This window comes from Anaerocolumna aminovalerica (genome assembly GCF_900115365.1).
In the GTDB taxonomy this organism is placed as follows: domain Bacteria; phylum Bacillota; class Clostridia; order Lachnospirales; family Lachnospiraceae; genus Anaerocolumna; species Anaerocolumna aminovalerica.
Map to the genome: position 1 here is coordinate 123760 of NZ_FOWD01000008.1, position 12764 is coordinate 136523.

The 12764-nt window shown below is 34.1% G+C and carries 13 protein-coding genes and 1 pseudogene; 3 read left to right on the top strand and 11 right to left on the bottom strand.

What is annotated here, in order from left to right:
* Positions 1-235 precede the first annotated feature (235 nt).
* Entirely contained in the window at positions 236-1018 is a 783-nt protein-coding gene (locus BM183_RS06715) for a DUF4241 domain-containing protein (protein ID WP_091685500.1), read from the top strand.
* A gap of 50 nt (positions 1019-1068) precedes the next feature.
* Here the strand turns inward: BM183_RS06715 and BM183_RS06720 are convergent, their stop codons facing one another.
* From BM183_RS06720 to BM183_RS06730, 3 genes are all read right to left on the bottom strand, one after another.
* Complete coding sequence (locus BM183_RS06720) at positions 1069-1407, bottom strand: GIY-YIG nuclease family protein (protein ID WP_091685502.1); 339 nt, start codon at positions 1405-1407, stop codon at positions 1069-1071.
* Positions 1408-1427: 20 nt separating this feature from the next.
* Positions 1428-2030, bottom strand: a complete 603-nt coding sequence (locus tag BM183_RS06725; protein WP_091685505.1) for a helix-turn-helix domain-containing protein — start codon at positions 2028-2030, stop codon at positions 1428-1430.
* Between the two features lie 302 nt (positions 2031-2332).
* Entirely contained in the window at positions 2333-3628 is a 1296-nt protein-coding gene (locus tag BM183_RS06730) for a LysM peptidoglycan-binding domain-containing protein (protein WP_091685507.1), read from the bottom strand.
* A gap of 195 nt (positions 3629-3823) precedes the next feature.
* Between BM183_RS06730 and BM183_RS06735 the strand changes: the two genes are divergently transcribed.
* Positions 3824-4108, top strand: a complete 285-nt coding sequence (locus tag BM183_RS06735; protein WP_091685509.1) for a DUF3796 domain-containing protein — start codon at positions 3824-3826, stop codon at positions 4106-4108.
* Positions 4109-4120: 12 nt separating this feature from the next.
* On the top strand, positions 4121-4321 hold the full coding sequence (locus BM183_RS06740; protein WP_091685511.1) for a helix-turn-helix transcriptional regulator: 201 nt from the start codon (positions 4121-4123) through the stop codon (positions 4319-4321).
* Positions 4322-4409: 88 nt separating this feature from the next.
* Here BM183_RS06740 and BM183_RS06745 read toward each other — a convergent pair whose 3' ends face one another.
* From BM183_RS06745 to BM183_RS06785, 8 genes and pseudogenes are all read right to left on the bottom strand, one after another.
* Complete coding sequence (locus tag BM183_RS06745; RefSeq protein ID WP_091685512.1) at positions 4410-6107, bottom strand: S8 family peptidase; 1698 nt, start codon at positions 6105-6107, stop codon at positions 4410-4412.
* Between the two features lie 205 nt (positions 6108-6312).
* Positions 6313-6906 (bottom strand): hypothetical protein, encoded by a 594-nt coding sequence (locus BM183_RS06750; RefSeq protein WP_091685514.1) that lies wholly within the window; start codon positions 6904-6906, stop codon positions 6313-6315.
* A 67-nt stretch (positions 6907-6973) separates the two neighbouring features.
* The gene (locus BM183_RS06755; RefSeq protein ID WP_091685516.1) at positions 6974-7714 is read right to left on the bottom strand and encodes a DUF6033 family protein; all 741 of its coding nucleotides are present in this window, start codon (positions 7712-7714) and stop codon (positions 6974-6976) included.
* Between the two features lie 349 nt (positions 7715-8063).
* Positions 8064-9551 carry a hypothetical protein gene (locus tag BM183_RS06760; protein ID WP_091685517.1) on the bottom strand — a complete coding sequence of 496 codons (1488 nt, stop codon included), beginning with the start codon at positions 9549-9551 and terminating at the stop codon, positions 8064-8066.
* Between the two features lie 214 nt (positions 9552-9765).
* Positions 9766-10104, bottom strand: coding sequence for a hypothetical protein (locus BM183_RS06765; RefSeq protein ID WP_091685519.1), 339 nt, complete (start codon positions 10102-10104; stop codon positions 9766-9768).
* A 120-nt stretch (positions 10105-10224) separates the two neighbouring features.
* Positions 10225-10437 carry a hypothetical protein gene (locus BM183_RS06770; RefSeq protein WP_091685521.1) on the bottom strand — a complete coding sequence of 71 codons (213 nt, stop codon included), beginning with the start codon at positions 10435-10437 and terminating at the stop codon, positions 10225-10227.
* A pseudogene (locus tag BM183_RS06775) lies at positions 10434-10944 on the bottom strand (radical SAM protein). The gene BM183_RS06770 and the pseudogene BM183_RS06775 overlap by 4 nt, the downstream one beginning before the upstream one ends.
* 646 nt (positions 10945-11590) lie before the next feature.
* The gene (locus BM183_RS06785) at positions 11591-12289 is read right to left on the bottom strand and encodes a 5'-methylthioadenosine/adenosylhomocysteine nucleosidase (RefSeq protein WP_091685526.1); all 699 of its coding nucleotides are present in this window, start codon (positions 12287-12289) and stop codon (positions 11591-11593) included.
* Positions 12290-12764 lie beyond the last annotated feature (475 nt).

Below are 12764 nucleotides of genomic sequence, written 5' to 3' on the forward strand. Positions count from 1 at the left end.
ATATCCAATTGTTTCGCCCCCATATACAGCATAATAATTGATTATATTAAGATATACAATAAACGCCCCGTAGAATTAAACGAAAACATCTCCATTTACACAGTTTTACATTGAAGCTTTTTGTATAATTATGGTATAATCTTGGCATCTGTATTTAAGATTATTATTTGGCATCTGAAAATCGAGGATGTTCAGCAAATTTATTTAAGCCTATCTTTTGAAAGGAAAAAATCACATGGGACTATTTTCAAAAAAGAAAAAAACAAATGATAAAGTAACAGAACCAGAGAAAAAACAGCCGGAAGTCCAAATATTGTTTAAAGAAAATTTAAAGTACATCAGTCAAACAGAAATCAATGTTGCTGATATAGAAGGACAATTTGTGAAAAGCCAAACGAGGTTTTATTTAACTGTTGGAGAAATTGATTGTCCCAGTGGGAAAATAATTGTATCTGATCCTCTCTGCTATCTTACCAGCGGAAAACTTTCTCCTCAACTTGCTGTAAATATTCCTATTGGTACATATCCGGTTGAAGTATCCATATGCAGGAATCCCTATATTGGAATTCGTATGTGTACTGGGAGATTAAAAGTTAAGGATACCAAAGCTGTAAGATATAGTTGTGCCGAACCTACTGAAGAGACTGCAGTTGCAAAATGTACGAACGGTGTTATGACAGGATTTCCTGTAGATGCAGGAATGATGTCCTTTTGTGATGTACAAGTTGCAGAGGAGTATCGGGCTTTTTTAAGCAAATGGCATAAAGAAAACGAAGGTAAAAATCATTATAACGATTACTTTGCCCATTTCTTCACCGAAAGTGAAAAAGCACTGCCTGCCTATCAACGGGAGGACGGCGATTTTATAGAATGGACAAATCCGAATAGCAGAAACAAAATGGTAATGATTGCTTCTGGTTTTGGTGATGGATTTTATCAAAGCTTCTGGGGCTATGATAAAGAGAACGAATTATGTGAACTAATAGTCCCAATGGTCAATCCTGATATATTTGAATAAATTTCTAAAAAGGTTATGAACATAGGATTGAAAGCAAAGCTTCAGGAAATTTATATTTTACTGTCTTTGCTTTCAATCCACATTTCCAGCAGAGCGTCAATATCATCCGAAAATTCCCGTTCTGTCTGTGTTTCTCCTTTTTTTAATTCTTCAAGTACAGCAAAGGAAAATGTCTCTGATCCATACTGATTCCATTCTGCAAACATACACATTTCAGGACACGTATTTGTTTCAGTAAAAAATTCGAAACGTTTTTTTACACTTTGCATATCCTTAGTGGATTTAATCCACATACGGCCATTTGCATTGCATTTAATGCAATATACTCCACCGATTACTACTCTATTTTTATATTGTTCTTTTAATTCTTTTCTTGAATGCTTTTCCATAAATATTACCTTCTTTCTAACTATAAGACCCAAAGGCCATGCTTATTACAGTAATAATACAAATTACCGCCATACTTTTGCTGAAGCCTGCCTCCATTTATTTTAGGAAATCGTACTGCTGGTGATTGTTCCGGATAAAGTTTAGTAAGTAAAATACAGTCGCTTGTAACATAAGCCATAAAGGTAATATAATGTACTTTACTCATTTCATGGGAAAAAGTAATATAATATTCACCTTCCATGTCTTCAACCTTTGCAGTATGCATATCATCAGCCGGTTTTGGAACAAGGGGGAGTAATTTTCGTCCGCAGCAAGATATATCCGCATTGCCCATGCTTGTAATAACACTTCCGCAATTGGGACATACATAAAATTTAATTCGCTTCAAATTACCGGATTCCACATTATTTGGTTCCAAATCACCTGCCAAAATTCTTTCGATATTTATATCAAATATATTAGAAAGTTCTCTAAGCAGCGATACATCAGGGCACCCCAGACCTCGTTCCCATTTTGAAACTGTCTTATCACTTATATTCATCATATCCGCAATCTGCTTTTGGGTCATTTGTTTTTCTTTACGAAGACGGTATAACAATGTTCCAACTTTTTTATTATCCAATTGTCTTACCTCCATATACAGCCATAATAATTGATAATATTAAAATATACAATCAACGCTCCGTAGAGTGTATTGCCATTTCAATCTTCAGCATTAAAATTAAATGCGAAATAACCTTTTCTTATTATACAGCTGAAATCATTTTTTATCACCATGATATATAATTCAATGATTTATTTAAGTGATCCAATTTAAAAAGGCATGAAAGTCAAATACTTTCACGCCTAAAATTAGCATTATATAAATATCCTCTTGTCTCTCGCTATGGACTGATTACAACTCTTTACAACCGGATTTAATCCTTAATGTTCCGGAAGTACTTTATTTATACTATATTGGGAATTTATCACCAGCCACATTTGATCAAAGTAATTCATAATATTCCAGATTCCGGTACCCTGAATTCCGAATTGGGGAATGAACTTCACTAATGAATCGATAGTTCTTGCATCACTAAACCATACAGTATGTCTGACCTGGGTTCCTGCGGAGGTAGTATAGTACTCATAATAAGGAGCCTGGGATCTTTCTTCAAACAATATAGTTGAACCTGTTAGTAAGGCCAACTCAATAGCTGCATCCGTGGTTAGGGCATTCGCCCTTGAAATGCCTATTATATATGGACTTTCAAAGTTGTATCCAATAACAGATATTCCGGAATATAGTTTCTCCGGTGGTATCATAGTAACGGCATTCTCAAGAAGCGTATTTGTTACAAAAGCAGGTGTTGTAGCAGATGGAGGACCTACAGAAGAACCCCAGCCATAGGATAGAATTTGCAAAAAATCTGCAACCTGGCCTAAAACCGTATAATCTACATTTTCAAAAGATATTTCATTTGAAGTTAATATAACTCTTGGTGTTATAGTAATAAATAATACATATCCCTCTGCTTTTATACGGGAGGATAATTTGGTCATAAAATTTTCATAAGCCAGTCTGTTTTGCTGTTCTAGATTCACTAATGATATATTTAATCCATAGTATCCTCTTTCTCTTAAGATACTTAAAATATTATTAATATGATACTCTAAGGCTTCTTCATCATATAAGATGCTATTTACTGCTTCAACATCGCTTTTTCCTTGATAGGTTAATGTTGATAAAGACATAAGAGGAGCAACACCATAATCTTTAGCAATTTGGATAATCTCTGTATCGTCACTACCTACAATTTCACCTCCCGTAACAGTCCTAAAATTAAATATGGTTAAATAGGTTAGAAATGGCAGTGTTTTTCTAAGTATGTTCCTATCTATGAAGGGGTAGGCATATCCATTTATGGAGACACTGCCCTGAGTTTCATAACTAATAATAATTGTCTCGCCTTGATAAATATTATTTCTGTCTGAAAGAAACGGATTATTCCTAAGCAACTGCATTCTGGTAACACCAAAGGCTCCAGCTATGGTATCCAATGTATCTCCCTCCTGGGCTATATAAACCGAATTAGGGTATGCAATTACAGCAGTTTGCCCCACAACCAGATTCTCAGGATTTATTATCCCATTTTCTTCTATCAATCTTGTAACCGATACATTATAATCAGCCGCTATGTCATAAATTGTTTCGCCAGGTTGTACAACATGTATAATCATGAATTCCTCGATCCACTAGTTTGTTTTAATTATATGGATTTTAATCACAAATTATTATTATTTTCAAGTCTTTAATTTCCTGTATAAAAACAGATACATCTGTTTTCCGAATATATTTTTACAATTGACATGGAGAGAGTTGTGTGATATATTTGTAACGTGATAAATACATCACTATAAAAGGAGCTGGTGACAATGAAGAAAATAAAACTCAATTACAAAAGTTCTAAGTATTTTGGATTTTTTGGTTTTTTTGGTTTTGGAGGTTTTGGATATTTCGTAAACCATAATGTAAGTAACTTGTTTCTGTTTTGCTTCTTTTCGTTTTTTAGCTACTTCATCATGGGTAAATTTGTTGTTGGTTTCTGCTCGTCTTACTCATTTATTCCAAAGGAAGTCATTGTGCTTATCAGCGTAATCGGATGGGTGGCAACTATTTTAACTTATGCTTTTTTGTTTTGCTATTATGAAAAACATTAAGGGAGTGATAATATGCCTACATTCATTTGTAATTTAAAAGAGTATCGCCAAGCAGCAGGATTATCTCAGGAAAAATTAGCTGAATTAGTTAATGTCCGCAGGGAAACAATTATTCGGCTGGAGGCTGGAAGGTATAATCCATCATTGAAATTAGCAATTGATATTTCAAGAGCTGTGAATGTTCCAATTGAGAAAATATTTATATTTGATTAATACCTTGCCTCTTAAAAGTCCTCACAAAAAGCTTGAATTTAAGGCTTTTAGCGAGGACCTTCTAGTAATGTCTGCAAGGAGATTATTATTACTCTCCGCTTAAACTTTCAAAAGTACCATAAATATTAACAGTTCCATAACCCCACTCCCTATTGGGATAACTTAGAGTAGGCATCCTATCCACCCCACGGATTAAATACTTTTTAATCTGATAAGTTTCCATGGATCGGTTATTACCATTAACAATTCCCCATTCAAGCAGCATAGCGGTAACCCCTGTAAGCAATGCAGCAGCAGTGCTGGTTCCCGAGGTCAACCCATATTTACCATTAAGTAAAGGAGAGAAAACCTCTACACCAGGTGCAGCAAAGTCCGGGTTAATTATATCGTAACGGGTGTAGCCTCTGCTGGCATTAATATAAAGACTTTGATTTTTAGGATTGTATGCCGTAGTTGTAATGGAATAAAAACCATTTCCCGGTTCAGTTATAGTAGTATATTGATTTGGAGACAGGAAAAAAGTTTCTTCTGATATGAACCCCCGGACAGGCAGCCATATATGAAAACCTGAATTGACTTTTGTTCCATAAACTCTGAATTTCCATATACCCGGCGTAGGGTCTCTAAAGCGGATTAAGATCAGTTCATCACCGGACCAAGCTTCTACAACCACATAATCAATATAGATAGTGGTATACTCAAAAATAAAACGAATGGTTCTGAATTCACCGATTTTTGCTGGAATTCGAGGAATATATTCTCCATAGGGAGAAATAATATCAATAGAATAGGTACCCGGTATATTCCCCCATAACTCCATGGAAAAATTCCCTTGATTTGCTCCTACATTTAATTCCACCTGTGTATAGCCTACTGCACTATCAATTTCACCATAAAAATGACTCCTGGCACTGCCCTCATTACCGGCAGCAATGACAATTGAAATTCCAATTTGTCTCGAATAAGATGAAATCAATTCATTTAAGGGCCCTAATCCCTCATGACTACCCTGATTGCTTCCTAATCCGATACATATGGCAATGGGACGGTTCAATTTTTTGGCTGTGTTAACCAAATATGCCAACCCAAACATAATATCACTTTCTGAATAACTAATTGCATCCTCAGCTATTCCAAAATAATTTCTCAATTCCATTTTTGAATTTTTTAATTTTACGATTACATACTCTGATAATGGAGCTACTCCTGAAAATTCTGCTGACTCATCCGGAGTTCCACCGGCAAGTCCTGCCAGGGTTGTTCCATGCCCTATATCGTCAGTACTTGGGACAATATCTAATGGCCTTTCGCTTCCCAGGGCAAGATTAATCTGTTCTCTGGTATATTCCGTACCGTAATAAAATATATCAGAAGAAGCCTGCATATTCTCTATTGTTTGATCCCATAAGGATACAATTCTGGTGGTTCCGTCTGAATATTGGAATATAGGATTTTGATAATCTATTCCTGTATCAAGAAAACCTAGCAACACCCCATTCCCCTTCAGGGACAAATAAGGTATCCTTTGAAGCCTTGTTACGCCCATTTCTTCAAGACTGGATAAATCCAACAGGGAAAACAGCTTTGGTATGACTGAATAGGCAATGGAACCGATTAATCTTTCTGGAATACGTGACATAGGAACATAAATCACCGCAAATCTATCATTGATGTAATTAATTGCTTCACCTGCATATCTTGAAAATTCTTCCGGACTGATGGTATGTTCCACAATACCGTCCATATAATCTTCGCTAATTATCTTTCTTCTATCTTCCTCCGTCATTCTTAAATAACTCCAAATTATAATTTAAGATTTGTTTTAATATATGAACTGAAAGAAGAACTTATTTTATTTATTGCACTTTAACTTCCTTTATATTTTTTTACACTAAAACTAAAGTTTCTGTAAAACCAATTATCAGGCTAAGTAAATATAGCATACGCTTCCTTTAGAACTTATCTTTCTGTTTTTCTATATTGTTTTCAATTTATTCCATAGTGAACACTTCTACATCAGCAGCACCATCACTTTTTCCGCCTTCCGCTGTAACCAAATTTTCTTGTTCCAAACTGTTCAGTTTATTTCTTATGTTATTATTTTCTTCATCGTCAAACATAGACTTATGTTTTTTATGTTTTTTATTTGCATGCAGCATAGCTGCAGCTTTTGCTATCTGATAAAGTTCTGGACTGAATTCCATCAGCTTCTTCTCATCTTTTGCAGGAACTTTGTCACCTCTGGCTATTCTCCTGGCAATTTCCATAAGCTTTGCCATATCTCGAAATCCATCTTTCCCGTCGTTACTTGCTTCAAGCTGTTCCCGATAGGATTCCAATAACTTTTCCAGACTATTCTGTTTATTTTCTATCAAAAATGGATTCCCGTTTGTCTTCCGTTCCTGCAGCATCTCTATACCTTCTGGGGAAATATACAGGCAATCTTTCTTTGGAGAGATACTTGTTTTCTTACTCCGCCCAGAACTATTGCCAACTTGATTCCTTTCAGCACTTGATGAATATTTGTTTATAGCTGAAAGCGTATTCTGCTTATTCTTTATTTCATCGGTATTTATGCTTAACATATTCTGCACCTCCTGTTTTAACCTCTCATCACTATAGTAATGGGCAGTTTTTTATTTTTATTAAGTGTTATCCTTTAAAATCTATATTCTGTCCAATCTGTTTTTCTTTCTCTGTTTGAACATTGTCACTCATTCCTGCATATAAGACATTATTTATCTTTTGAATCAATTCCTCAATAGATGAGGCTGTTACTGTTATTATATCTTCTGCTTTATTATCCGTATCCGCCTTACTGCTATCCTCTGCTCTTTTCTTTTCCGCCCGCTTTTCTTTAGCTGCTTTCTCAGACTGTTTCTTTTCCTCTGCTTTTTTGGCTGCATTTTTTTCAATACGCTTTTTCTGGGCTGCTAAAGATTTATCAACAACTGCAAAAAAAGAAGCTGTACCATTATCGTTTACCTGCATACCATAAGTCTTTACACTGTCTGCATTACTGCCCAGACTTGATTTCAATTGTGATAACTGAGCTGCAGCGCCGCTAATAATTCCTTCATACTGTTTTCTGTAGCTTTCATCAGAGGCCATTTTCTCTATTTTCTCTGTATCAATAAGTACTACTATACGATTTGTTTTTGCGTATTTTCCGGCATTGGCTTTTGCTTCTTCTTTCTTATCCATGCTAACTAGAATAAAATCCATGTGGGAATATTTCTTTTTCAACTGTTCGTAGTATTTTTGTGCCTTTTCGCTAAGTTCCGGTGAACCTATAATATTACCATAATCGGCCTTTGATGGTTTCTGGGCCGTCTCTGTTGATGTATAGCTTGTCTTTGCTATACTTCCATCTGTTTGAGATATTGTGCTCATAATGTCCTCCTCCTTGAATTCTTATCGTAAGTCCTTTTACGATATTTTATCTTATAAATATAGGTAATTGGTACTATATGGTATATCGGCAAATTCTTACTATTCTTTATAAGATGTATCTAATTAGGATTTTCTTAGTATTTCCTAAAATAAGGTATGAAAATAATGTTCATATTTAAGCAAATAAATTTACTATTACTATATTATAATTGTCTATCCTGTGTTTATAAGTCAGAGTTACAGGCTTTGTGGTTTTATTGCCTGAATAAAAAAAGCACCAAGATTTTTATATCTCAGTGCTTTTGAATCATTTCAAGTTTTTTAATTCATTTCGTTTTCGCTTTATCTATTAAGCTAAAAACTCTTTCAAGATATCTTCAATTAATTTGTCCTCCAGCTGATCTGGACTTTTTCTCCTTTTACTGCTGCTCCCTCTGTTCTGTGACTTATTCTGATATACCTTGCCGGATTTGCTTTCTTTCTTACTATCGGCTGCAATCAATTCATTGTTACTTTCCTTTGGTTTTACTTCTTTATGTTCTTTTATACTGTCTTTTGAAACACCTTCTGCTTCTTTTTTATTATCCGTATATTCTTTTACATACAGGATGGGAGCTTCCTTTTCATTGCTGCTTTCCACATTAAGGATTCCTAACTCCTCTTCCTGATTCTGCTTCTTAACAACATTCTCTGATTCTCTTCTTTCTTGGATTTCTTTCATTAGGTTTTCTTTTCTTTCCTGTGCAATTGTCTTTTGTTCAGTTCCATGTTTCTTCTTGTCCTCTTTTTCGATACGTTTTTCTATTAACAAGGCCTTTCGTATTTCTTCTTGTTTTATTTTTTCTTCTCTTCTTCTTTCTTCCGCTTTTCTTAATTCATCCCTTTTTCGTTCCAGTTCCGCACGTTCTTCCGCACGTTTATGTTCTAAGGCCAGTTTTACTTCTTCTTTTTTCATTTCTTTTATTCTACGGGCTTCTAATCGGCTTTCTTTTGCCTCTAATTTTTTATCCTTCTTATTCTGTTCCCTCTCTAACTTCATTTGGATTCTTCTATCCTTTGCCTCTTCTCTTCTGCGTTTTTTTTCTAATTTTACTGCTTCTCTAATTTGAGCAGCCTCCATACGAGCCAGTTCTTTTCTCTCTTTTTTAGAGGATCGATTTACTTTGCCAGCAAAGGATTTACCCATACTTTCTGTTTTTTCAACCATTATAAAAGAGGATCCAGCAGCCGCCATACCAGGATTCATATCCTCTGGCTTTCTATCTTCTTTTTCCAAATACTCTTTTTTATATTGCTCCATCATTTCCGGAGAAAGAATTTGTTGCTCTAAGCGTACCTTTAAGAAATTCTCCAGATAATCTTTCATATTTAAGCGAATCAGTTCTTTTTTACCGGATAGATTTAGGACACCTTCCATAACTATCAACAATCCGCTTGTAATAATACCCACAGAAAATACACTCAAAATTTGAGTTTTTCCACATTCATAGATAAGGCCTAAAATCGAGCTGACAGAGCCTATGAGAAGACATAGCATAAGAACTTGTCCACCAATATTCTCCCATGTTGATAACAAAACTCCACAGAATTTGTGATGATATACATACTTATCCACAAAGATATCCACATTATTCACACCTATCTTCAATTTGTAGAAGGTTTCAAACTTCAATTTCATCAATTGGGTCAGTTTATTTTTCGCCGAGCCCATATTCTCAGAAGCCCTAATCAGTCCGGAATATACCAAACTTAATATAAGTTTAAGTAACATCCCAAACCCAAACAGCCCACACATTATGTAAATAAAAATATTCTTATCAAAAAGTTCTTTTACCACAAAAATATCCCCTTTCTTCCCATAAGCTATAGTTATTATAACGAATAACCAAATCTTTGAAAAGAGAAAGGGGACAACAATCGGTTGACAGTCATAGACATGTAATCGCATATTTAATTAATATTCCGCTTTTAGAAATAAAATTAATCCTGTTTTTTAGTATAAGGTTTCTTATTCTGTCACTTTCTGTCAATGAAAAATTTAATGGATCTATTCACCAATACATATAATTAACCTTGTCTTTTCCAACAGATTCATGTGTAAAATCAAAACGATGTAGCTGTTGATTTTGATCTATTAAATGTTTCGTATATACAATATATAATTCACGATTTCCAAGCCGAAAGCGAGTGCATTGATCTTTTTCTTTTTTTTCAATGATATCTATCCAAGTCTGAAAAATGTCAAATACAATAATTCCATCATTATATAATAATGCATTACACAATTTTAATAAATCAATTTGTTTACTTTTATCCGCAATCGCCAGTAGAAAACTATAGTTACTGATATCAATACCGTACAGATTTTTGCAGCCGTATTCTGATGCCATTATTAAAACTCTACCTTTTCCACAACCAAAGTCAATTAAATGATCATCTCTACATATAGGATACTCATTAAATACGCTTTTTATTTGACAATACGGCGAAGGTTTATACATAAAGTTCATTTATGTTATCATGTTCGTCAAGTTTAATACATTTAGATGTTTATCTACAAACCAATCATAACTGTTTAACATTGTGGACGGCAAGTAAATAGAAATTAAAGGCACCAGCACACCACTAATTACCTGTAAAAAAATAATTAAAATAATAGGCCTCTCGTATTTCCATGTTTTTGAAAGAACAAAAAATATGTTATATAGAGTCTTTTTTTTCATAACTCCTCCATAATTAATATTAGAGCCTTATCTGAATTACTTTTCTTGTTTGACAGTAAACTGATATATTTTACATCATTTGATTTGGCTAAATTAATGAGCTTCGGTAAATCGGAAACGTTTCCATGATTTGCAACCCAGTTTATTGAGGTTGGTATGTACGCATCTGATAATATATGTAACGCTTTTATTGTCTCATCAAAGCCACTTCTAGACAACTTGTGTATATGCTCTTTTGAACCATTAAGCGATAAGAGACAGTAATCTAATCTCACATTCTTCAATTGTTGAGCCATTTGATCTGTTAATCCAACTCCAGATGTAGAAATACGAGTTTTCAAACCCTTCTCTTTAGCATAAAGAATAACTTTTGTTAAGTGCGTATGATAAGGGCTCACCTCCACTAAATTGAACATATTTAGTTCCAAGTGAAGATAATTCGTCCAGATATGTATATATTGTATTAAACTCAAGTTCCGTTTTTTCATTAAAAGGTTGGAAACACATAGGGCATTTTAATGGGCATTTTCTGTAACAGAAATATTTACACTAAATATATAAATAAATGGTAACGTTTCCAAATTAATTTAAGTATATTTTACCATTTATGGTAACTAATGTCAATATAAAAGTCAGCGCATTATCTCTTTGAATGCAGCATCCAGTGGAGATTTTTTCTATTTCCCAATGCTCTCCTTTTATTTTCCACAAATCAGATACAGTCGCGTCTTTCAAGCCATATGTTTTGGTTTCTACAGAAATTAATAGTTCAAAAACATTAGCGTTGTTCTTGATCCGTCATCATTGAGATATCATAGAGTGCCGGTTCTCTTTCAATCAGTTCCTTTTTGTTCATCCATTTTTCCAAATTATCTTTCTTCTTTAGAATCCCATATGGAACCTTAGAGGGTTTTTTCGCTTATACTAATGGGGGATATATATAGCAAAACAGCACATCAATTTTATTAGATATGTTATATGTTATTATGTAACTCTATGAATAATTTAGTATGATTCTATCATCTTATTATTGGGGATTTTTCAAGAAATAAAGGCACCGATTCATCTCCCACCTATAGAGGAAGGAGACTTCTTGGTGCCCCTGTTAAATTTATGAACAAATTTTATTAGACAGAATTAGCTTAATAAATCTCTATATTTCTAAAATAAGTCCTGCCATTAAGTTAACCGTATGGCGGATTGCCTGTGCTTCAAATTCATAATAATCCATATTGGCACTATCATCAGCCTTATCTGAAATAGCACGAACAATTAAAAATGGTATATGATTCAGATAAGCGGTTTGAGCTATTGCCGCACCTTCCATTTCTGTACAGAAGCCCTGGAACTGACTTGCAATCCAATTTTTCTTATTTTTATCATCAATAAACTGGTCACCACTTACTACTCTTCCAAGATACACCTGAATATCCGGATTTACATTCTCACATATCTTTTTAGCAAGCTGAATTAGCCCTTTATCAGCAGGGAATGTGGAAGTTTCCATTCTTGGAATAACGCCATATGCATGTCCAAAACCCGTTACATCCATATCATGATGAAGTGTATCTGTAGACAATACAATATCACCTATATTAATTTCTGCTTTTAAGGATCCTGCAATACCAGTATTAATTACCGCTTCAATATGAAATTCATCAATTAATATCTGGGTACAGATTGCTGCATTTACCTTACCTATTCCGGAACGCACCACCACAATTTCCTTCCCATGAATAGTGCCGGAATAGAAATCCATAGAAGCCTTGGTTTTTACCTGAACATTTGACATTTTATCTTTAAGCTGCTTTACTTCTTCGTCCATTGCGCCTATAATTCCGATTTTTTTCATTCTATTAACTCCTAACTTTGTATTCTTTTGTCTATCTTTTTGTATTATAGAGGATATTATTCTTTTGTACAACTGTTTTTACATATCTGAACAATACCATCTATGTTATACAAATTAAAATTTAGCGTAGTAGTACGCTTTGCTCTGTAGTTTGTTGGAAATCAGAAAGTGCTCATTAAAGCTTTCATAATGACTCAATTTATATGTTCAAGGATAACAGGGTGTATATTATAAATTTTGCTACCTTACCCTGTCGGCCGGATTACGCAAAATTTATAATATACACCCTGTTATCCTAATTTAGTTTATGAGAGTCATTACGAAAGCTCAATGAGTACTTTCTGAGTTTAATTTATGTTGTGAAGCAAAGCTGTTATTACCAAATTTATTATATAAACTAGTACTACGAAGTTATAGCTATAAATAAAATGTACGTACTTCTTTTTATAAAAAGCTTTATTTTGGGTTCACTATG